Source organism: Nocardioides immobilis, assembly GCF_003515065.1.
Taxonomy (GTDB): domain Bacteria; phylum Actinomycetota; class Actinomycetes; order Propionibacteriales; family Nocardioidaceae; genus Nocardioides; species Nocardioides immobilis.
In genome coordinates this window covers 115,023-137,006 of sequence record NZ_QXGH01000009.1, presented here as the reverse complement: position 1 = coordinate 137,006, position 21,984 = coordinate 115,023, and the positions used below count along the sequence as shown (strand labels likewise).

The 21,984-nt window shown below is 69.0% G+C and carries 20 protein-coding genes; 16 read left to right on the top strand and 4 right to left on the bottom strand.

What is annotated here, in order from left to right; translation table 11 throughout:
* Positions 1-24 precede the first annotated feature (24 nt).
* The 4 genes from D0Z08_RS01570 to D0Z08_RS01555 all read right to left on the bottom strand — a co-directional run bounded on the left by D0Z08_RS01570 (position 25) and on the right by D0Z08_RS01555 (position 3,784).
* On the bottom strand, positions 25-1,197 hold the full coding sequence (locus D0Z08_RS01570; RefSeq protein ID WP_118921967.1) for an acyl-CoA dehydrogenase family protein: 1,173 nt from the start codon (positions 1,195-1,197) through the stop codon (positions 25-27).
* 68 nt (positions 1,198-1,265) lie between these two features.
* Positions 1,266-2,051, bottom strand: coding sequence for an aldolase/citrate lyase family protein (locus D0Z08_RS01565; RefSeq protein WP_245993493.1), 786 nt, complete (start codon positions 2,049-2,051; stop codon positions 1,266-1,268).
* On the bottom strand, positions 2,048-2,866 hold the full coding sequence (hpaH, locus tag D0Z08_RS01560) for a 2-oxo-hept-4-ene-1,7-dioate hydratase (protein ID WP_118921965.1): 819 nt from the start codon (positions 2,864-2,866) through the stop codon (positions 2,048-2,050). Before hpaH ends, D0Z08_RS01565 begins: the two co-directional genes overlap by 4 nt.
* Positions 2,867-2,872: 6 nt before the next feature.
* Positions 2,873-3,784, bottom strand: a complete 912-nt coding sequence (locus D0Z08_RS01555) for an alpha/beta fold hydrolase (protein ID WP_118921963.1) — start codon at positions 3,782-3,784, stop codon at positions 2,873-2,875.
* 285 nt (positions 3,785-4,069) lie between these two features.
* Here D0Z08_RS01555 and D0Z08_RS01550 point away from each other — a divergent pair, with 285 nt between their 5' ends.
* From D0Z08_RS01550 to D0Z08_RS01475, 16 genes are all read left to right on the top strand, one after another.
* Positions 4,070-4,366, top strand: coding sequence for a hypothetical protein (locus D0Z08_RS01550; RefSeq protein ID WP_118921961.1), 297 nt, complete (start codon positions 4,070-4,072; stop codon positions 4,364-4,366).
* Positions 4,363-5,520: a thiolase family protein gene (locus tag D0Z08_RS01545; RefSeq protein WP_118921960.1), complete on the top strand. Its 1,158-nt coding sequence runs from the start codon at positions 4,363-4,365 to the stop codon at positions 5,518-5,520. The genes D0Z08_RS01550 and D0Z08_RS01545 overlap by 4 nt, the downstream gene beginning before the upstream one ends.
* Entirely contained in the window at positions 5,517-5,978 is a 462-nt protein-coding gene (locus D0Z08_RS01540; RefSeq protein ID WP_118921958.1) for a Zn-ribbon domain-containing OB-fold protein, read from the top strand. The genes D0Z08_RS01545 and D0Z08_RS01540 overlap by 4 nt, the downstream gene beginning before the upstream one ends.
* Entirely contained in the window at positions 5,975-7,282 is a 1,308-nt protein-coding gene (locus D0Z08_RS01535; protein WP_118921956.1) for an aromatic ring-hydroxylating oxygenase subunit alpha, read from the top strand. The genes D0Z08_RS01540 and D0Z08_RS01535 overlap by 4 nt, the downstream gene beginning before the upstream one ends.
* Positions 7,279-7,818 (top strand): aromatic-ring-hydroxylating dioxygenase subunit beta, encoded by a 540-nt coding sequence (locus D0Z08_RS01530; RefSeq protein ID WP_118921954.1) that lies wholly within the window; start codon positions 7,279-7,281, stop codon positions 7,816-7,818. The genes D0Z08_RS01535 and D0Z08_RS01530 overlap by 4 nt, the downstream gene beginning before the upstream one ends.
* 66 nt (positions 7,819-7,884) lie before the next feature.
* Positions 7,885-9,426 carry a class I adenylate-forming enzyme family protein gene (locus D0Z08_RS01525; protein WP_118921952.1) on the top strand — a complete coding sequence of 514 codons (1,542 nt, stop codon included), beginning with the start codon at positions 7,885-7,887 and terminating at the stop codon, positions 9,424-9,426.
* A 6-nt stretch (positions 9,427-9,432) separates the two neighbouring features.
* Complete coding sequence (locus D0Z08_RS01520) at positions 9,433-11,052, top strand: class I adenylate-forming enzyme family protein (RefSeq protein ID WP_118921950.1); 1,620 nt, start codon at positions 9,433-9,435, stop codon at positions 11,050-11,052.
* Positions 11,049-11,831, top strand: a complete 783-nt coding sequence (locus D0Z08_RS01515; protein WP_118921948.1) for an enoyl-CoA hydratase/isomerase family protein — start codon at positions 11,049-11,051, stop codon at positions 11,829-11,831. The genes D0Z08_RS01520 and D0Z08_RS01515 overlap by 4 nt, the downstream gene beginning before the upstream one ends.
* 40 nt (positions 11,832-11,871) lie before the next feature.
* Positions 11,872-13,359: an aldehyde dehydrogenase gene (locus tag D0Z08_RS01510; protein WP_118921946.1), complete on the top strand. Its 1,488-nt coding sequence runs from the start codon at positions 11,872-11,874 to the stop codon at positions 13,357-13,359.
* 28 nt (positions 13,360-13,387) lie between these two features.
* A complete protein-coding gene (locus D0Z08_RS01505) occupies positions 13,388-14,590 on the top strand; it encodes a thiolase family protein (protein ID WP_118921944.1) in 1,203 nt (400 codons plus the stop codon).
* Positions 14,591-14,598: 8 nt separating this feature from the next.
* Positions 14,599-15,537, top strand: coding sequence for an alpha/beta fold hydrolase (locus tag D0Z08_RS01500; RefSeq protein WP_220453970.1), 939 nt, complete (start codon positions 14,599-14,601; stop codon positions 15,535-15,537).
* Positions 15,534-16,118, top strand: a complete 585-nt coding sequence (locus D0Z08_RS01495) for a flavin reductase family protein (protein WP_118921940.1) — start codon at positions 15,534-15,536, stop codon at positions 16,116-16,118. Before D0Z08_RS01500 ends, D0Z08_RS01495 begins: the two co-directional genes overlap by 4 nt.
* Positions 16,118-17,293, top strand: a complete 1,176-nt coding sequence (locus D0Z08_RS01490) for an acyl-CoA dehydrogenase family protein (RefSeq protein ID WP_118921938.1) — start codon at positions 16,118-16,120, stop codon at positions 17,291-17,293. The genes D0Z08_RS01495 and D0Z08_RS01490 overlap by 1 nt, the downstream gene beginning before the upstream one ends.
* 53 nt (positions 17,294-17,346) lie before the next feature.
* On the top strand, positions 17,347-18,255 hold the full coding sequence (locus tag D0Z08_RS01485) for an LLM class F420-dependent oxidoreductase (protein WP_118921936.1): 909 nt from the start codon (positions 17,347-17,349) through the stop codon (positions 18,253-18,255).
* Positions 18,256-18,472: 217 nt separating this feature from the next.
* Positions 18,473-21,235, top strand: coding sequence for a branched-chain amino acid ABC transporter permease/ATP-binding protein (locus D0Z08_RS01480; protein WP_118921934.1), 2,763 nt, complete (start codon positions 18,473-18,475; stop codon positions 21,233-21,235).
* Positions 21,232-21,984, top strand: a complete 753-nt coding sequence (locus D0Z08_RS01475) for an ABC transporter ATP-binding protein (RefSeq protein WP_118921932.1) — start codon at positions 21,232-21,234, stop codon at positions 21,982-21,984. The genes D0Z08_RS01480 and D0Z08_RS01475 overlap by 4 nt, the downstream gene beginning before the upstream one ends.

Sequence of the window (21,984 nt, the reverse complement as noted above, 5' to 3'; positions counted from 1 at the left end):
GTCAGTTCTCTTTCCGGGCCAGGCTCATCGCGGCAGTCCGAGGACGCGCTCGCCGATGATGTTGCGTTGGATCTCGGAGGTCCCTCCGCCGATGGACTGCGAGAAGGAGTAGAAGTAGTTGCCCACCCAGCCCATGGGGTCCCAGCGCGAGGAGTTGCGCAGGCCGTCGGCGCCGACGATGTCCATGGCGAGGGCCGCGATCTCCTTGCAGAGGTCGGCGTAGTGGAGCTTGAGCATGGAGCCGCGGGGGCCGGGCGTGTCCGACTTCATCGTGTGGCAGATGCCGACGTAGGTCATCGCACGCAGGGAGGCCACCGAGGCCCGCGAGCGGGCGAGACGGCGGGCGATCTCGTCGTCGGCGATCGCCGGACGGCGCCCGTCGGGACCGACGTGATCGCGGGAGAAGTCGATGAGGTCCTCGACGACCTTCGCGAGCCTCACCTGGTTGGCGGTGAAGGCGGTGCCGCGCTCGAAGGAGAGCGTCGACATCGCGACGCTCCACCCCTGGTTGATCTCGCCGACCACGTTGGACAGCGGGATCCGGACGTCGTCATAGAAGACCTCGCAGAACTCCGCGCCACCCTCCATCGTCTTGATCGGACGGATGTCGATGCCCGGCGTGTGCATGTCGGCGATCACCCAGGTGATGCCGTCGTGCTTCGACCCGGTGTTGTCGGTGCGCACCAGCAGCTCCTGGAAATCGGCGCAGTTGGCCGAGCTCGTCCAGATCTTCTGCCCATTGACGACCAGGTGGTCGCCGTCGATGACGGCCTTGGTGCGCAACGAGGCCAGGTCGGAGCCGGCCTCGGGCTCGGAGAAGCCCTGGCACCAGATCACGTCGCCCTTGAGGATTCGCGGGAGATGGAACGACTTCTGCTCCTCGTTGCCTCGCAGCATCACCGTGGGGCCGGCGTGGTTGAGCCCGACGAAGCAGGCGTCGATGCCGGGGAGTCCCTGGGCGGCGTACTCCTCGTACCAGATCAGCTGCTGGAGGAGGGTGAGCCCGCCGCCGCCGTATTCGGTCGGCCAGGCGATGCCGGCCCATCCGCCCTCCCACTGCGTCCTCTGCCAGGCGAGGTCGTACTCGCGGATGCCGGCATCGTCGCGTGGGCGGCTCTCACGGGGCTTGTGCTCGGTGAGCCAGGTGAGCACCTGCTCACGGAACTCCACCTGTTCCGCAGTGAAGTCCAAATCCATCGGCAAACCTTCCTCGCATCGGGCGCGACGGCCCGGGAGACATAGTGACATCTTAAGTGACAACAGCGTCAGATAAAAGTTTCTCGAGCACTTGATCGGGTCGGAGTTCCATGCTGCTTCGCGAGTGCCTCGCTGCCACGCGCGAGCACGGTCACGTCAGCGCCGACGAGGACGAAGGTGGCGCCGGCCGCGAGATAGCGACGGGCGATCGTCTCGTTGAAGGCATTGACGCCTGGCGCCTTGCCGGACTCGGCGATCTCGGCGATAGCGCGCTCGATCGTGGCAACGATGTCGGGATGCTCGGGCTGTCCGAGGCGACCGAGTGAGGCGGCCAGATCGGCGGGCCCGATGAAGACGCCATCGATGCCGTCGACGGCGAGGATCGCCGGAAGAGCCTCCAGTCCGGCCGCCGACTCGACCTGGACGGTCACGCTGATAAGAGTGTCCGCCATCGTCAGATAGTCGGGAGTCCGGTTCCATCGGGACGCGCGTGCCAGCGCGCTGCCGACCCCGCGGATGCCCGCCGGGGGATAGCGGGTCGCGGCGACGACCGCCCGGGCCTCGTCGACCGACTCGATCATCGGGACGATCAGGTTGGTCACGCCGAGGTCCAGGAGCTGCTTGATCGCGACGGCGTCGAAGGAGGCAGGGCGCACCAGGACCTCCACGGGATAGGCGGCCGTGGCCTGGAGCTGGGCGAGGGTGGAGCGCAGGTCGTTGGGGACGTGCTCCTGGTCGAGCATCAGCCAGTCGAGACCGGATCCCGCGCAGATCTCGGCGGTGTAGGCATTGCCGGACGCGATCCACATCCCGATCTGAGGTCGCTCGCCGAGGCGATCCAGCCAGCGGTTCACAGCCCCTCCTCTCGCGCGAAGGTGCACGACACGGTGCCGAGCGGCCCGTAGTCGGCGACGAACGTATCTCCGGGCAGGGCGAACACCGGCTTGGTGAAGGAGCCCGCCAGGATCACCTCGCCGGCGCGCAGGGGCACGCCGTGCGCAGCGAGTCGGTTGGCGAGCCAAGCGACGCCGTTGGCCGGATGATTGAGTACGGCGGCGGCGACCCCCGACTCCTCGATGGACGCGTTGCGCAGCAGCAGCGCGGACGCCCACCGGAGGTCCACGTCGTGGGGTCGGACCACACGCCCACCCAGCACGATGCCGGCGTCGGCGGCGTTGTCGGCGATAGTGTCGACGATCGTCCGCAGGTGACCGGTCTCGGGGTCGCTCATCTCCACCCGCGCGTCCAGGATCTCCAGAGCGGGAGTGACGTACTCGCTGGCCCGCAACACGTCGTACAAGGTCACGCCGGGGCCCTTGAGGTCCTCGCCCAGAATGAAGGCGAGCTCGACCTCCACGCGGGGCTGGATGAACCGCCCGGCCGGGACGGTGCCGCCGTCGTCGAAGAACATGTCGTCGAACAGGGCGCCGTAGTCGGGCTCGTCGATCGAGACCGCGCGCTGCATGACCCTGGAGGTCAGCCCGATCTTGCGGCCACGCACAATGCGGCCGTCGGAGGTCTTCAGGTCGACGAGCGCGCGCTGGACGGCGTACGCGTCCTCGATCGTCATCTCGGGGAAATCCAGCGAGAGCTGGCGGATCGGGGTCCGCATCTGCTCCGCCTCGTAGAGGCGTCGCGCGCAATCGGCGACGGTGGGATCAGCAAGCATCGGCGGTCACCGGGCGAGGAAGGCGACGGCCGCCGCGTTGAACGAGGCCGGGTCCTCGAAGTGCGGCCAGTGCCGTACCGTCGGCATCTCGAAGACCTCGGAGTCGGGGATCAGGCGGGCGACGGTGCGCGCGGTGCTCTGGTACTCGCCGTGGTCCTGGCCGGAGGCCACGATCAGCGTGGGAGCGCTGATGCCCGCCCACTTCTCCTCGGGGATGAGGTTGCGATCACGTGCGTCGGCGTCCTGCAGGATCAGGAGGTGGTCGATGGTCTGGCGGGTGTCGTCGCGACGATAGATCGCCTGGCGCAGCGCGATCAGGTCGGGCAGCCGGTTGGCCTCGTCGGCGATCAGGTGCTCGAAAACCTTGTGGATCGAGGCCCAGCTCGGATCCTGAACGGCGGCCGTGCGCTCCGCCCGGATGCGGGCCATGTTGGACGCGGTGGCGATCAGTCCGGCCGGCGACATCAGGATCAGCTTGTCGACCCGCTCGGGGTGAGCCACGGCCGTCGCTGCTGACACCCAGGCGCCGAGGGACATGCCGATGAAGTGGGCCTTCTCGATGCCGAAGTGGTCGAGCGCGGCCAGCACCTGGCGGACGTACACGGCGATCTCGTAGTCGTAGTCGGGCTTGTCGGAGAAGCCGTTGCCGACCATGTCGATGGCGATGCAGTGGAACTGCTCGCTGAGGGCGGTCAGGTTGGGCGCGAAGGTCTCCCAGTGGCCACCGGTGCCGTGCAACAGGATCGCCGTCGGCAGGTCGGGGGAGCCCGCCTCGGCGAACCGCGTCCGGACACCCGCCAGCTCCACGAAGCCCTGCCGGAACTCGAGCTCGCGCAGGAAGCCCCAGATGCTCCGGTAGTCCGTCGGGTCAGGGTCGATCACCGCGGTCGGGGTGCTCAACGTCGTCGTCTCGCTCATGGGTGAGCCTTTCGTTCTCATGGTCGTCACGGCCTGTGGCGTGGATCTTAATCTGACGCTATCGTCTGAATTGGGCGGGCGCTTCGTAGTGTGCCGCTCTTTTGCTTGATTGACCAGTGCGCACGCCTGAAACGCCATCCCGAGAGCCACGAACGCAAGGCGCTCGGTGGTCTTGTTTCTGACAGTTGTATACGATAAAACTTGAACGCCGGCAGCGCCGGAGCCGCGGGTCGCCGTCGAGAGGCGGATCAGCCCGGATCGATCAGTGAGTAGGTCTGAAGAGCAATGTCTGAGGAAGAGCGCATCCGCCCGGTCGTCCGGCGGGAGTTGGCGGTGCTGGCCAACGAGTTCGCGGTCGTCCGGGTCTCCCTGGACACGACCGGTAACGGCCCGCGACTCCTGGTCGAGGACACGGAGACGGGCGACACCATCCACCTGTCGCCGCTCGAGCTCGCCTGTCTGTGCCTGGCCACTCCCGAGGACCGGCTGCAGTGGATGCGCGTCGGTCCCTATCGCGACGAGCGCAAGCCCTTGCCCCAGCATTCGGAGCCCGACGACCTGGCCCCGAGGACCGTCTCGTGACCGCCTCCGACGTGGCCCTGGTCGGGCTCGGCATGACGGCGATGTCGCTGAGCCCCGGTCGGGCTCCGCAGGAGCTCGCTCGCGAGGCCCTCGGCCTGGCCCTGGCGGATGCCGGCGTCACCCACGGCGACGTCGATGGACTGTTGGTGGGCTCCTCGCAGGGCATCCGACCCGACCGGCTCGGCGTCGCCTTCGCCGCTCAGGGTGGCTTCTCCGACCTGCGTCTGCTCGAGCACGTCGAGATCAAGGGCGCCACGACGATCGCGATGATCCAACGAGCCGCCCTGGCCATCGAGACCGGTGTGGCCCGCACCGTCGTGTGCGTCTTCGCCGATGCGCCCCTCGTGGCGGGCAAGGGCGCCGGCTCCGCCTATGCGCACAGCGGCGGCCAGTCCGGCGTCCGGGGCCTGGAGCGTGCCTCCGGGATGCTCGGCTCGGTGCCGACGTACGCCCTTCTCGCGCAGCGCTGGATGCACCTCAGCGGAGCGACCGCTGACGACCTGTGCGCGATGGCGACCACCACCCGTGCGTGGGCGCTGGGCAACCCTGCCGCTGTCGTGCGGACCCCGCTCGATGCCGAGGGCTATCTCGCGTCTCCTCTGATCGCGGAGCCGCTGCGCCGCCTCGACTGCGCGCGCCCGGTCAATGGCGCGGTCGCCGTCGTGGTCAGCGGCGACACCGGCCTGGGCCACCCCGTCCGCGTTCGGGTCCGTGGCAGCGGTCGCGAGCACCCGGTGCGTCATCGGCGCGCGGGTGCCGAGTCGTGGTTCGGCGGCGGACGACGTGCCGTCGACGACGCGCTCGCTGCCGCTGGGATGTCACGCAGCGACCTCGACGTCGCGGAGCTCTACGACCCGTTCTCGGTCGTCACCCTGATGTTGCTCGAGGAGTACGGACTCACCGACGGTCGGACCGCGGGCGAGTTCGTGCGGGCGGGGGAGACCGGCCCCGGCGGCCGGCTGCCGACCAACACCGGCGGGGGACAGCTCTCGGGTTTCTACCTCCAGGGCATGACGCCGCTCGCTGAAGCCGTCATCCAGCTGCGTGGCGACGGTGGCGAGCGTCAGGTCGCCGGTGCGAGCACCGCCCTCGTCGGCGGCATCGGGGGCCGGCTCGACCATCACGCGGCCCTGCTCCTGGAGCGTGCGGCGTGACCGTCCTGACCGCCGACTGGCTTCTCTCCGACACCCTCGCGCCCCAGGTCGAGGGCGATCCGCTCGCGCCGCTGTACGCCGGCAGCGACCGCGGCGAGCTCGTGCTGCCGTTCTGCGCGGCGTGTGCCCTGCCCCTCGACCTCGACCAGCAGGTGTGCGACGGCTGCGGCGCCGCCGAGATCACCTGGCGAGCGGTCGAGCCCACCGGCACGGTGCACTCGATGACGGTCATGCACCGGCGCGAGCCCGGCCTGGTGGTGGCGGCCGAGCCCTATCCGATCCTGGACGTCGAGCTGGCCAGCGGCCATCGACTCATCATGACGACGCGGACCCATCCGTCGTCCCTCCCGCGCATCGGTGACCCGGTCGCCGTTGCGTTCCGCAACTTGGGCGGGGTCGCCATCCCGTCCGCCGATCTCGACCCCGCCGCACCACCCACTACGGAGGCCAGCTCATGACCACCCTGGACCACGGACCCGCATCGGTCCCGACCCCCGAGGCGTTCGACGTCTCGGCGATCGTCAAGAACCATCGCGTGCACGGCTCGGTCTACACCTCCCCGGAGATCTTCAACCGGGAGATGGAGACGATCTTCCGCACCGGGTGGGTCTACGTCGCCCATGAGAGCGAGATTGCCGAGGAGGGTGACTACCTCACGCGCCGGATCGGCCGGGACCCGGTGGTCGTCGTGCACGGCAGGGACGGCGTGATCCGCGTGCTGGAGAACCGCTGCAGCCACCGCGCCAACCGGCTCTGCAACGCGGAGTCCGGCAACGCGACGTCGTTCCGTTGCCCCTACCACGGGTGGACGTTCAGCAACGATGGGTCGCTGACCGCGGTGCCGATGCGTGACGGCTACGGCGAGGAGTTCGCCAAGGTCCGTGCGAACCTCGGCATGTCCGAGGCGCCCCGCGTCGACAGCTACGGCGGCTTCATCTTCGCCTCGCTCGCCCCCGAGGGCATCTCGCTCAAGGAGCACCTCGGCGGGGCGATGGGAGCGATCGACCGGGTGCTCGACCTCTCGCCGACGGGCAAGATCGACCTCAGCCGCGGCTGGATGAAGCACCTCCACCACGCCAACTGGAAGATGGTCGTCGAGAACAACGTCGACGGCTACCACGCGCTCTTCACCCACGCGTCGGTCTACGACGCCATCCGCCCGGCCAAGGTGTCCCACGTCCCGTCGAAGGTCGAGGTCGTCGTCCGCGACCTCGGCAGCGGCCACTCCGAGATCGACTACTCGGCGGAGTACCGCAAGCTCGACGAGGAGTTCGTCTGGTACGGCCGGATTCCGCGGACCAAGCTGCCCGAGTACGTCGAGGCGCTGGAGACCGCGCACGGTCCGGAGAAGGCCCACGACGCGCTCGTGATCGGTCCCTCGCACACGCTGATCTGGCCCAACCTCTTCCTCGCCGAGATGAACGTGATGTACGTCGAGCCGATGGCGACCGACGAGACCGTCGCCTACACCGCAGCGGTGATCATCCCCGGCCAAGACAAGCTCAACGAGCGCACCATGCGCCGATCCGAGGGCGCGATGGGCCCGGCCGGGTTCCTGATCGCCGACGACGGCGAGATCGGCATGCGCAACCAGGCCGGCCTGGCCGCACGCGACCCCGAGTGGCTCGAGCTTTCGCGTGGCCTCGAGACCGACTTCGAGGACGAGACCGGGATCGTCAACAGCGACAAGAGCGCCGAGACCCCGCAGCGCGGCTTCTACCGCCAGTGGGCCAGCGTCGTAGGACAGGAGACCTCCGCATGACCATGATCGCCGCCCAGGACCAGCCCGCCATCCCGCTGAACATGGTGGCCGCCCCCGGCCCGCTGCCGGCACCCGATGCCGATGTCGCGGCGTTCCTCTACTACGAGGCGCGGCTCGCCGACGAGGCTCGCTACTCCGAGTGGGAGCAGCTCTGGGAGGAAGACGCCCTCTACTGGGTGCCGATGCGCCCGGAGGACGACCCGAGGAAGAAGCTCTCCTACATCTACGACAACCGCAACCGGATCAAGAGCCGGGTCGCCCAGCTCAACACCGGCAACCGGCACTCGCAGACGCCGCCGTCGGTGATGCGACGGATGCTCAGCAGCATGGAGGTCCTCGACACCGACGAGGCCGCCGGCACCGTCACCGTCGCCTCCAACTTCGCGCTCTTCGAGTACCGCTACGACCAGCGGGTCTGGGCCGGCCGCGTCATCCACCAGGTCCGGCGTACGCCCGAGGGGCTGCGTCTCGTCAGCAAGACCGTCCACCTCATCAGCGCAGGCGGCCCGGTCAACACGCTGGCCTTCCTGATCTGACGATCCGAGACAACGCGCTGGCCGCTCGGCGGCCCCCAAACCGTTCGACCCAGAGTGAGGTAACTCGTGCTTATCGGTGAGATCTCGACCAACAACGCACGCCGCGTCCCGGACAAGAAGGCGATCGTCGTCGACGGTCGTACCCTGACCTGGTCCGATGTCGACGAGCGCGCGCTGCGGTTGGCCAACCACCTGATCTCCGGTGGGCTGGCCAAGGGCGACCGGGTCCTTGTGATCGCCCGCAACACCGTCGAGTGGCCCGAGGTCGTCTTCGCTCTGGCGAAGGCGGGCTTCATTGCCGTGCCGGTCAACATCCGCCTGGCGGCCGACGAACTGGCCTACGTGCGTGACGACTCGGGAGCGCGTGCGGCAGTCATCCACTCCGACCAGGTCGAGCGGTTCGGTGCCGAGCTGAAGAACCTCGACGTCGTCCTGGAGATCGGCGGCAGCACCGTCGGCACCGACTACGAGTCCGCCCTCGCGTCGTCGGCGACGACCGACCCGCGGCCTGCCGACCTGGTGCCCGACGACCCCCAGTTCATCCTCTACACCAGCGGCACCACCGGGCGTCCGAAGGGCGTCGTCAACACCCATCGCGGCATGCTCGCGCAGGTGGTCGACACCTCGATCGTCACCGAGGCGAACCGCTCGGACGTCTACCTCGCGACGACCCCGTTCTTCACCGCCGGCGGCATGGTGCGCACGCTGTCGTGGACCTACCTCGGCCAGACGATGGTGATCCACCACCGCTTCGACCCGCAGGCCGTCATCGACGAGATCGAGCGCAGCGGCATCACCTTCACCACCTTCATCCCGACGATGCTCCAGCGCACGCTGCGCATCCTCGAGGAGGGACCGCCTCGCGACATGTCCAGCCTGCGTCGCATCAGCTACGGCTCCGCGCCGGTGCCCCCGGGGCTCGCGGAGAAGGCGATGAACCTCCTCGGCTGCGACATGCAGCAGCGCTACGGGCTGACCGAGTGCGGCGGCCAGGCCACCATCCTCACCCCGCAGGACCACCGCGACATGGTGGCGGGCAAGACCTCGGTGATGACGTCGTGCGGCCAGGAGACGCCGATGTGCTCGATCCGCATCGTCGACGAGGACGGCAACGAGCTGCCCACCGGCGAGATCGGCGAGATCGTCATGGTCAGCGACGCCTCGGCCGTCGGCTACTGGAACATGCCTGAGGCCACCGCGAAGACCTTCCGGCCGGACGGCCTCTGGTCGGGCGACCTCGGCTTCCTCGACGAGGAGCGCTACCTCCACGTCACGGGCCGCAAGACCGACATGATCATCTCCGGCGGCTTCAACGTCTATCCCGGCGAGATCGAGCGCGTCATCGGCCACCACGCCGACGTCGAGCTGGTCGCCGTCGTGGGCGTCCAGGACCCTGAGTGGGGCGAGACCCCGGTCGCGGTGATCGTGCCCCGTGGTGACGTCGACAGGGACGCGCTGGCTGCCGATCTGCAGGTGCTGTGCCGCGAGAAGCTCGCCGGCTACAAGCAGCCCCGGCGCTTCGAGTTCGCCACCGACTTCCCGCTCGGCCCGGCCGGCAAGATTCTCAAGCGCGAGATCGCGGCGCAGCTCCAGGTCGCGGCGGGCTAGTCGACGATGACGGGCACCACCACCGAACCGCGGCTCGATGCCGCCGGCCTCACCAGCAGCTCGATCTGGCAGCTCGCGTGCGACCGGGCCGCACTCACTCCGGACGCCGAGTTCGCCGTCGACGAGCGTGGACGGCACGTCACCTTCGCCGACTTCCGCGCCCTCGCCGAGGGGATCGCTGCGGGTCTGGCCGAGCGTGGCGTGGGTGCCGGGGACGTCGTGTCCTGGCAGTTGCCGACCAGCGTCGAGTCGATGGCTCTCTCGGTCGCCCTCACGCGGCTCGGTGCCGTCCAGAACCCGATCATCCCGATGTTGCGGGCGGCCGAGGTCGGGTTCATCGTCCGCCAGGTCGGTGCCGGCCTGCTGGTCGTGCCGCGGGTCCACCGCGGCTTCGACCACGCCGCGATGGCCGAGCAGGTGCAGGGCGCGGTCGAGGGCCTCGGCGTACTCGTCATCGACGACGACGCCTGGGAGGTCGGCGACCCCGGTCGACTGCCGGCGCCGGCGCCGGCTCCGGCTCCTGGCACCGCCGACGGCGTCGGCTGGATCTTCTACACGTCGGGCACCACCGCGGATCCCAAGGGCGTCAAGCACAGCGATGCCGGACTGCTCGCCGCCGCCCGCACCTTCGTGCTCAACCTCGAGGCAACGGCCGAGGACCGGTGCGCCGCGTTCGTGCCCGTCGCCCACGTCGGCGGGATCGCGCACCTGCTGCACTCGCTGCTGATCGGGCACACGCTGATCGTGAGCTCCGTCTTCGATCCCGAGACCAACGCCGACCTGCTGATCGAGCAGCGGGCCACACTGATCGGCTCCGGCTTGCCGTTCACGAACGAATACCTGCGGATCTCGGCCGAGCGCGACGTCGCTCCGCTCTTCCCGCACGCCCGGGCCACGCTCGGTGGCGGATCCGGTCGGCCGTATGCACTCAGCGCTGCCGCGGCCGAGAGGCTCGGTGGCGTGGGCATCATCTCCGGCTACGGCATGACCGAGTGCCCCTACATCACCTGGGGCACGCCGCACGACACGGCCGAGCAGCACGCGGGCTGCGAGGGCATCCCCGCGGGCGGTGGCGAGGTCCGGATCGTCGGGCCGGAGGAGACCCTCCTCGGGGTCGGCGAGATCGGTGAGATCCGGGTCCGCGGACCCCAGCTCTTCCACGGGTACGTCGACGAGGCGCTCGACGCGCACGCGCTGGACGACGACGGGTTCTTCCGCAGCGGCGATCTCGGCTGTCTCGACGCCGACGGACGGCTCGCGGTGACCGGCCGGCTCAAGGACGTCATCGTCCGCAAGATGGAGAACATCTCGGCCCAGGAGGTCGAGTCGTCGCTGATGGGTGACCCTGCGATCGCCGACCTCGCCGTGATCGGGCTGCCCGATCCGGTCACGGGGGAGCGGGTGTGCGCGGTCGTCGTCCCCCGGGACCCGCAGTCACCCCCGACGCTCGCCTCGGTCCAGGCCTTTCTCCGCAGCACCACCCTGAATGTGCGCAAGTTCCCTGAGCAGGTCGAGGTGGTCGAGTCACTCGCCCGCAACTCGCTCGGCAAGCTCGTCAAGTCAGACCTGCGGCAGCGCTTCGCGCACGCGGCGGGTCGCGACCCCCAGACATCGGAGACGACATGACCGAGGACCGCTTCTCCACCATCGAGTTCGACGTGGTCGACCACGTCGCGACGATCACGCTCAACCGTCCGGAGCGCCTCAACAGCTTCAACCAGACGATGACGGCCGAGATCGCCGAGGTCTGGGCGCAGGTCCGCGACGACGAGGACATCCGCGTAGCGGTGTTGCAGGCCAACGGCGAGCGCGCCTTCTGCACGGGCATCGATGTCGAGGAGGGTGCCTGGTGGGCCCACCTGAGCCCGTGGAACCAGGAGGACCCGGGCGTCGCGCTCGGCCCTCGTCACCACCGTGTCTGGAAGCCGGTCATCTGCGCGGTCCACGGGATGGCGGCCGGCGGGGCGATGTACTTCCTCAACCAGTCCGACATCGTCATCTGCTCCGACGACGCCACGTTCTTCGACCCGCACGCCAACGCCGGAATCGTGTCCGCCCTCGAGCCAATGGGCATGCTCGCCCGCGGCGTACCCCTCGGAGAGGTGCTGCGCTGGGCGCTGCTCGGCAGCGATGAGCGGATCACCGCCGACACCGCGCTGCGGGCGGGGATCGTCAGCGAGGTCCTCCCGCGGGCCGAGCTCCGCGACCGGGCCCAGGAGCTCGCCACGGAGATCGCCGGCCGTCGTCCGGAAGGGATCCAGGGCACGGTGCGCGCGATCTGGGAGTCGCTGGAGATGCCTCCTGCGACCGCCCTGCGCAACGGCCTGTCCTACACCCAGATCGGCAACGCCGGCAGCGGGCGGACCGACTCCCGGACCAACAAGCGCAGCCCGCGCTTCCGCTGAACGCCCGAGCCGGGCCCTGACTTTCGATGAGGAGAGCGTGATGACGACTGAGACCGAAGAACGACTGGCCTTCAGCCTGCGGATCGGAGGCGCGGAGTCGGCCGCGGGCTCGGGTCGGACCTACGAGACCGTCGACCCGTACACCGGCAAGCCGTGGGCGGTGGTGCCCGACGGTGACACGACCGACATCGATCGTGCGGTCCAGGCAGCGCGCGATGCTCTGAACGGTCCGTGGGGTCGGCTCAGTGCCACCGAGCGCGGCCGCCTCCTGTACCGCCTGGCCGACGTCATCGAGCGTGAGGCCGACCACCTGGCCGACCTCGAGGTGCGCGACGGCGGCAAGCTACTGCGCGAGATGTCGGGCCAGATGAGGGGCCTGCCCGACTACTACCGCTACTTCGCCGGCATGGCCGACAAGCTCGAGGGATCGGTGATCCCGACGGGCAAGTCCAACTACTTCGTCTACACCACGCATGAGCCGGTCGGCGTGGTCGGTGCGATCACCCCCTGGAACTCCCCGCTCCTGCTGCTCACCTGGAAGCTCGCTGCCGGCCTGGCCGCCGGTTGCACGTTCGTGGTCAAGCCCAGTGACTACACGCCGGTCTCGACGCTGGCCTTCGGCCGGCTCTTCGAGGAGGCGGGCTTCCCGCCGGGCGTCGTCAACGTCGTCACCGGCTGGGGACCCGAGACCGGGGCCGCGCTTGCCTCGCACCCCGGCGTCGACAAGATCGCGTTCACCGGATCGACCGGCACCGGGATCAAGGTCGGGCAGGCCGCCATCGAGAACATGACCCGCTTCACCCTCGAGCTCGGTGGGAAGTCGGCGCAGGTCGTCTTCCCGGATGCCGATCTGGAGGCGGCAGCGAACGGCATCATCTCGGGCATCTTCGCCGCGACCGGCCAGACGTGCCTCGCAGGCTCGCGCCTGTTGGTGCACGAGGACGTCGCCGAGGAGCTGGTGGCCAAGGTGGTCGCACGCGCTTCGACGATCGTGCTCGGTGATCCCCGCGACCCCGCCACCGAGATGGGCCCCGTCTCCAACGGGCCCCAGTACGAGAAGGTGCTCTCCCACTTCGCCTCGGCCCGCGAGGAGGGCGCGACCATCGCGTACGGCGCGGAGCCGGTGCCCGAGCTGGGCGGCTACTTCGTCCGGCCGACCGTGCTGACCGACGTCACGCCGCAGATGCGAGCCGCGGCCGAGGAGGTCTTCGGTCCGGTGCTGGCCGTGTCCACGTTCCGCGACGAGGACGAGGCGATTGCCGCCGCGAACGGCACCGAGTTCGGCCTGGCCGGCTCTGTCTGGACCAAGGACGTGCACCGGGCGCACCGCGTCGCCGGGCGGCTCCGGGCCGGGACGGTCTGGGTGAACGCCTACCGCGCCGTGGCCCCCAGCGTGCCCTTCGGCGGCATGGGCGCCAGCGGCTTCGGCCGCGAGAACGGCCTGGAGGCCGTCAAGGACTTCACCGAGACCAAGGCCGTCTGGGTCGAGCTCAGCGGTGACACCCGCGATCCCTTCACCCTCGGCTGACCCCACCAACCACGGAGGACCCACGAACATGTCAGACAAGATCGAAGCCGTCATCGTCGCCGGTGCGCGCACCGCGATCGGCACCGCCTTCAAGGGCACCCTGCGCGACACGACCGCCCTGGAGTTGGCGGAGGTCGTCGTCCGCGAGGTGCAGCAGCGCTCGGGGCTCGACATCGCCCTCATCGACGACGTGATCCTGGCGGAGTCCAACTACGGCGGTGGTGACATCGCCCGGCACGCGGCCGTCGTCACTGGCATGACCCACGTGCCCGGCCAGGCCGTCAACCGACACTGCGCCGGGGGCCTCACCGCGATCGGCAACGCCGCCGCGCAGATCCTCTCGGGCGCCGAGCGAGCCATCATCGCCGGCGGCACCCAGTCGACCTCGACCTCGCCGCTGCAACGCTTCCGCACGCCGGGCACGCTCGATGAGTTCACCGACCGCTGGATGTCGCCGACCCACCCGGACACGCCCGAGGCGCCCAACATGGACATGTCGATCTCGGTCGGCTGGAACACCGCCAAGGAGGTCGGTCTGACCCGCGACGAAATGGACGCCTGGGCGTTCCGCTCCCATCAGCGTGCGGTCGCAGCCATCGACGCCGGCGCGTTCAAGGACGAGATCGTGCCGGTCCAGGCGCGTCAGGCCGACGGCACCACGATCACCTTCGACACCGACGAGCACCCGCGCCGTGGCACCACGCTCGAGAAGCTCGCCTCGCTCAACCCGCTGCACCCCGAGATCCCCGACTTCTCGATCACCGCCGGCAACGCCAGCGGCATGAACGACGCTGCCGCCGCAGTGATGCTGGTCTCCAGCGATCTGGCCGCGGAGCAGGGCCTCGAGGCGCTGGCCGTGGTCAGGGCCTGGGCGGCCACGGCGACCGACCCCGGCCGGATGGGCCTCGCGCCGCTCGACGTGATCCCGAAGGTCCTCGATCGAGCGGGCCTGAGCATCGGCGACATCGACCTGTGGGAGATCAACGAGGCCTTCGCCTCGGTCCCCGTCGCGGCCTGCAAGAAGCTCGGCATCGACGAGGAGCTCGTCAACACGGCCGGCAGCGGTTGCAGCCTTGGCCACCCGGTCGCGGCGTCCGGCACTCGCATGGTCATCACTCTTATCAACGAGCTGCGTCGACGCGGCGGCGGGAAGGCCGTCGCCGCGATGTGCGCGGGCGGTGGCCAGGCGGCCGCGGTGGTCATCGAGGTCCCCGCACCGGTCGCTCGGTGAGCCACCTGGTGAGCTCGACCGCTCGGACCGTCGATCTGCCCGGAGCCGGCCTCCGGCTCTCGGCCGACCGGTGGGCACCCTCCGTGGAGGGCGCGTACGCCGCCGACGTACCGAAGGGTGTCGTCGTGCTGTTGCACGGCGGTGGCCAGACGCGGCACTCGTGGCGACGGACGGGGGAGCGGCTCGCGGCCGGCGGCTGGGTGGCGTACGCCGTGGATCTGCGCGGTCACGGCGACAGCGACTGGTCGGCGGACGGCGACTACGGCGTGAGCGTCATGATCGCCGATCTCCGCCAGCTCGTCGCGCACGTCAAGAGCGTGGAGGCCCAGGTGCCGTTGTCCCTCGTGGGCGCCTCGCTTGGCGGCAAGGTCGCGCTGATCGCGCTCGGTGAGGACGCCGATCTGGCGGACTCGCTGGTGCTCGTGGACATCGCCGTCTCCGTGGAGCGGAGGGGCACGCGTCGGGTCAGGAACTTCATGCGCAGCGCCCCGGAAGGTTTCGGCTCTCTTGAGGAGGCGGGTGCGGCCATCTCCGACTACAACCCGCATCGACGGCACACCGGGAACCTCGACGGGCTGCGCAAGAACCTGCGGCTGCGCAACGGCCGATGGCACTGGCATTGGGACCCCGCCATGATGGGGCTCGACTCCACTGAGAATGTGCCGGACGACGACTCTGATGTGAGCGCAGTCATCTATGCACGCTCCGAGGCCGCCGCCCGCCGGATCACACATCCCGTGCTGTTGGTCCGCGGCGCCCAGTCGGACGTCGTCTCTGACGAGGGAGTGGCCGAGATGCGTGAGCTGATCCCGCACTCGACCGTCGTCGACGTGCGCGACGCGGGACACATGGTCGCCGGCGACGACAACGACATCTTCACGGTCAATCTCCTCGGCTATCTCGACGGGGCTATCGGCCACCCATCCACACGGAGGAACGAACCATGACTGTCGACACCAATGCCGCGGCGAAAGTCTTGAGTGGACTCCGGCCGTTCCCGGTCGCTGTCACCACCGTCGACGGCGGCTTCGCCAACGGACTGATGTCACTCTCGGCCGGTGCGGCCAGCATCATTCCCGAGGCGCCGCGCGCGACCATCAGCCTGACGAAGTACAACCTCACCCACGATCTGGTGGTGAATTCCGGGGTCTTCGTCATGCATCTGCTCAGTGCCGAGGACGACCGGATCGAGGAGTCGCTCGAGATCCTGAAGACCCTGGGCGGCAGCTCGGGCCGTGACGGCGACAAGATCGGCAAGCTGCGGACCAGGACCGGCGTGACCGGCGCCCCGATCCTGCTCGGCGCTCACAGCTATGTCGAGGCGCGGGTCACCGGCACCCTCGACGTCCAGGAGAGCTCCATCTTCGTCGGTGACGTCGTCGCCGCGGAGATCCTGAACCCGGGGCACCGTCTCCAGATCGGCGAGGCCTGGGGCAAGCTTCCCGCCGAGTGGATCGAGCAGTACGAGACCAACCACGGCCCACAGCTCGCCAATGCGCGGGCTCGCCGGTTCGCCGAGTCGGGCTGATGTCGACGCTCACGGAAGTCGCTCCGACCGGCGTCTGGGAGCTTCCCGAGGAGTTCGTGGCCCTGCGGGAAACCGTCCGTCGGTTCATGGAGACGGAGGTGCTTACGATCGAGGAGACGCTCGCGCATGACACCGCCGGACTCCCGCGCGAGCTGCTCCTGCCGTTACAGGCCAAGGCGCGTGACCTGGGTCTGTGGTCGCTGCAGACGCCGGAGGCGTACGGCGGCGCGGGGTTGAGCCTCCTCGGCCAGGTCGTGGTCGCGGAAGAGGCGGCCAAGTGCCGGATGGGTGCGTTCTTCCCGGCCCTGGGCGCCTTTGGCGGCAACCCTCCGATCGTGATGTACGGCGCCAGCCCGGAGCAGTTCGCGCGCTTCGCGCAGCCGATCCTCGACGGTACGGCGACCAAGGCCTACACCGCCATCAGCGAGCCAGGCGGAGGTTCCGACCCCGCCCGAGCGATCCAACTGAAGGCCGTGCGCGACGGTGACCACTACGTGCTCAACGGCGCGAAGATGTGGACCAGTCACGCCGACGGCGCCGACTGGGGGATCGTTTACGCGCGCACGGGCGAGGGCCGCGACGGCATCTCCTGTTTCGTCGTCGAGAAGGACACGCCCGGCCTGAGCATCCGCCGGATCGAGGTGATGGCGTCCTTCTCGCCGTACGAGCTGCACTTCGACGACGTCCGGATCCCGGTGGAGTTCCGGATCGGGGAGGAGGGGAAGGGCTTCGCGCAGGCGAGCTCGACCCTCGTCCACGGACGGATCCTGTACGCCGCCGGCCCGATCGGCATCGCGCAGGCGGCCCTCCAGATGGCCTGCGAGTGGGCCAAGAACCGGGACGTCTTCGGCGGCAAGCTGGCCGAGAAGCAGGGCATTCAGTGGATGCTGGTCGACAGCGAGGTCGAGCTGCGCGCGGCGCGGCTGCTGACCTATCAGGCGGCCTGGAACGCCGACCTGGGCAAGGACGTCCGCGTGGATGCGTCGGTCGCCAAGATGTACGGCACCGAGACGGCGTACCGCGTCGTCGACCGGTGCATCCAGATCCACGGCGCCCTCGGTCTGGCCGACGAACTGCCCCTCGAGCGGTGGTTCCGTGACCTTCGCGTGAAGCGCCTCGGTGAGGGCGCCACTGAGGTCCAACGGGTCGTCATCGCCCGCGACCTCCTGAAGTGACTTCCTGAAGTCATCTCCTGAAATGACGTGCCAGTGATCTGATTGGAGCTGCTGTGAAGACCAACCTGATGTTCCCGATGCGTGCGGTGAAGCACTATCCGGAGTGGATCGGTGAGGGCAGCCTCGGTGAGCTGGCTCGCTTCGTCGAGGATGCCGGCTTCGACGGCTTCGCGATGAGCGAGCACCCGTATCCCGACAAGGCGTGGCTGGGCAACGGCGGGCATCACGCCTTCGACCCGTTCGTGTCGCTGAGCATGGTGGCCGAGGCAACCCGTCACCTCCAGGTGATCACCTATGTGATGGTGGCCGGCTATCGAAGCCCCTTCCTGGCAGCCAAGGCAGCCGCCAGCCTCGACCTGCTCTCGGGAGGGCGGCTGACACTGGGCATGGCCGCCGGATATCTCGAGACCGAGTTCGCTGCCCTCGGCGCGGACTTCAAGCGGCGCGGCAAGCTCCTCGACGAGGGGATCGCGGCGATGCGCGCCACCTGGGCGGGGCTCGAACACGACGGCCCCGAGTTCGGGATACCGGGGCATGTCTCCCTGCCGCTGCCGGCCCTCCTCGGTGGTCCGCCGATCTGGATCGGCGGCAACAGCGGGGCAGCCCGGCGCCGCGTCGTGGAGTTGGCCGACGGCTGGATGCCCATGGCTCAGTCGGCCGAGATGGCGGCGATCACCAGGACGCCGCCACTGGAGGATCTCGCGTCATTGAGCGCGCTCATCGACGAGCAGAACAAGCGTCGAGCCGACCTCGGGCGAGGTGCGATGGACGTCAGTTTCGTGCCGTTCGAGAAGAACCTGCTGCGCGCCGGCGCCACGGAGTTCGCCGCTGCCGTGGCGCCGCGCATCGACGACTACGCCGAGGCCGGGGTCACCTGGCTGACCATCGAGCCGGCCAGCCGGTCCTATGACGACTTCAAGCTCGACGTGACCGTGATCAGCGATCGCCTGATTCGCCACTGAGTCGTCCAAAACTGACAGTAGTGACCACCTCTGGCCTTGGGGTGGTTCGGAAGTCGATGACGCGACCAGGTGAGCGTTCTCAACGCGTGCACGCTTGCCAGGGCGGGCACTGGTGACGGCCGCCACATGTTTTGGGTCTCACCCCTAGCGGACCGGTTCGTTTTCATCTAACGTCTGTGTCACCGATCACAGATTCGATCTGAAGGGACTGCCGTCGATGACGCAGCATCTCGTCTTCCTCTTGCTCGGCCTCGGCAACGGAGCCGTGTTCGGGGCGTTGGCACTGGCCATCGTGCTGACGTATCGCAGCTCCGGAGTGTTGAACTTCGGCAGCGGGGCGATCGCCCTCTACATCGCCTACGTGTATGCGTTCCTGCGCGAGGGCCGGTTCCTGCTCCCGATCCCGGGCCTCCCCAACACCATCGACTTCGGCCAGCCGCTCGGGATGTGGCCGGCCCTGATCCTCTCGCTGCTCTTCGGGGCCCTGATCGGACTGGTCCTCTACGTGGTGGTCTTCCGGCCGCTGCGCACGGCGCCTCCGGTCGCTCGTGCCGTCGCCGCGCTCGGCCTGTCGCTCCTGGTGACCGGTCTGCTCGCCGAGAGGCTCGGCACCGACGCGGTGGCCGTCGCGCCGATCTTCCCTGTCGAGATGTGGCGCAGCGGTGATCTGTTCGTCTCCTCCGACCGGGTCTACTTCGCCATCACGATCCTGACCGTCGCGATCGTGCTGATGCTGGCGTTCCGGTTCACGAAGTTCGGTCTCAGCACGCGCGCCTCCGCCGAGACCGAGCGTGGTGCCTACCTGAGCGGCATCTCCCCGGACCGGATCGCCGCCTACAACTGGATGCTCAGCTCGGCGGTTGCAGGCCTGGCTGGCATCCTGATCGCTCCGATCGTGCCGCTCGTCCCCGTCGCCTACACGCTGTTCATCGTGCCGGCGCTCGCCGCGGCCATCGTCGCGCGCTTCGAGTACGTCGTATGGGCGGTCGTCGCCGGGCTGGCGATCGGCGCGCTCCAGTCGGAGGCCCAGTACCTCTCCTCCGCACACCAGTCACTGCCGGCGTCGGGTCTGCCCGAGCTGATCCCGCTCGCGATCATCCTGTTGGTGCTCGTCGTCCGCGCCCGCTCACTGCCGGCCCGCGGCGCGATCATCCTGCAGACGCTCGGTCGTGCGCCGCGCCCGACTCGCGTGGTCTCAACGACGATCGTCATGACCGCGGTGTCCGGACTGGCGCTGGTGCTGCTCGACGACCGGTGGCGCAACGGTCTGATCACCTCGTTCATCATGGGGATCATCGCGCTGTCGATCGTGATCGTGACCGGATATGCCGGCCAGGTCTCGCTCGCCCAGCTGACCATCGCCGGTGCCGGCGGCTTCCTGCTCGCCCCGATCAGCGACACGTTGAACATCCCGTTCCCGTTCGCGCCCATCCTGGCGGCCCTGGCGGCCATGGTCCTGGGCGTGGTGATCGGTCTGCCAGCGCTCCGGGTCCGCGGCCTCACTGTGGCGGTGGTGACCCTCGCTCTCGCCTTCGCCGTCGAGGCGTTCTGGTTCCGCAACATCGACTTCGTCGGCACATCCGGCGTGACCGTCGACTCACCCGACTTGTTCGGACTCGACCTTGGCATCGGAGCTGGCGCCGACTACCCCCGGATCCGGTTCGGGCTGATGTGCCTCGCCGTCCTGGTCGCGGTCGCGGTCTGCGTCGCGCAGCTGCGACGCAGCCAACTCGGCGCACAGATGCTCGCGGTCCGCGCCAACGAGCGCTCTGCCGCCGCCGCTGGGGTGAGCGTGACCCGGGTGAAGATCCTCGCCTTCGCGATCGCGGCCTTCGTCGCCGGTCTAGGTGGCTCCTTGCTGGCCTACCAGCAGCAGACCATCAGCGAGACGTCGTTCTCAGCGATGTCGGGGCTCTTCCTCTTCGCGACCGTCTACCTCGCGGGCGTCACCTCCGTCTCCGGCGGTCTCCTCGCCGGCGTCACGGCGACCAACGGCCTCTTCTTCATCTTCGTCGACGAGACGTTCTCGGCGGGCGGCTGGTATCCGGTGGTCGCCAGCGTTCTCCTCGTGCTGACCGTGATCCTCAACCCGGAGGGCATCGTCGGCCCCGCGCATGCGCTGATCGCGAAGCGCGCGCAGGTCGTGGTCGATCGGTCGCCGATCGGCGCGTCGGCGTCGTTCGACGACAGTGAGACGATCGAGCACGTCACCGTCGACGTCGAGGCGGCGACCGAGCTCGAACTGCGTAACGTCTCCGTGCGCTACGGCGGCGTCGTCGCCGTCGACGATGTCTCGTTGAGCGTGCCGCGCGGATCGATCTTCGGCCTGATCGGCCCGAACGGCGCTGGCAAGACCACACTGATCGACGCGATGAGCGGGTTCGCGCCGCACACCGGTGAGGTCGTCCTCGCCGGAAGTGCGATCGCGGGTCTGGCGCCGCATCAGCGGATCCGGGTCGGCTTCGGCCGCACCTTCCAGGCCATCGAGCTCTACGAGGACCTCAGCGTCCTCGAGAACGTCAAGGTCGGTCTCACCGCGTCGGGGCACGGCCCCGAGTCCCGAGGCGTGCAGACGCGCAGCGCGGCCGAACGGACCGAGGCCGTCTTCCGACTGCTCGGTCTCAACTCGGTCCGGGAGCGTCCCGCGGGTGAGCTCTCCCAAGGTCAGCGTCAGCTGGTCTCCATCGCTCGCGCGCTGGCTGGACACCCGCGGGTCCTGTTGCTCGACGAGCCTGCCGGGGGCCTGGACACCGCCGAGAGCACCTGGCTCGGCGAGCGGCTGCGCCGGATCCGGGACAGCGGCGTCACTATCATCGTGGTCGACCACGACATGGGGCTGATGCTCAACCTGTGCGACCACATCGCGGTCCTCAACTTCGGTCAGGTGATCGCGTCTGGCACCCCGGCCGAGATCCGGGTCGACCCTCGAGTCGCCGAGGCATACCTCGGCTCCCACACAGAGAAGGCGGCGACGGTATGAGCGAACTCCACGTGACCCCAGAACCCGCGGGCGTGCCCGTTCTGGAGGTCCGCGGCCTCGCGGCCGGATACGGCTCCGTAACCGTGGTCCGTGACCTCGACGTCAGCCTCTCGGCCGGTCAGGTGCTCGCCATCCTCGGCCCCAACGGCGCCGGCAAGACCACCGTGATGACGACGCTGGCGGGGCTGCTGCCCCGGATCGCAGGGAAGGTGCTGGTGGACGGCAAGCCGCTCCCCAACGCCCGCCCCGGAGCGGCGAACAAGGCCGGCCTGGTCCTCGTGGCCGACGACCGGGCGCTGTTCACCGGGCTGAGCGTCAAGGAGAATCTCCAGATCGCTCACAAGCCGGGAGGCCCCGACCTGGACGCGACGATGGAGCTCTTCCCGGCGCTCAAGAAGCGCCTGAAGGTGTCGGCGGGCGCGATCTCGGGAGGCGAGCAGCAGATGTTGGCGGTCGCGCGAGCTCTGGTGCAGCGGCCGCAGGTGCTCCTCATCGATGAGATGAGCATGGGGCTCGCACCCGTCATCGTCGAGGAGCTCCTGCCGGTTGTGCGGCGCATCGCCGACGACACCGGGGCGGTCGTGGTCCTCGTCGAGCAACACGTCCACCTCGCCTTGGACGTGGCCGATGAGTCCCTTGTGATCGTGCACGGTGATGTGCGACTGCGCGGGAGCGCGGCCGAGCTGGCCGCTCACCCGGAGTGGCTCGAGGCCGCCTACCTCGGTGAGACGGAGCCTGCCTCGGCGTGA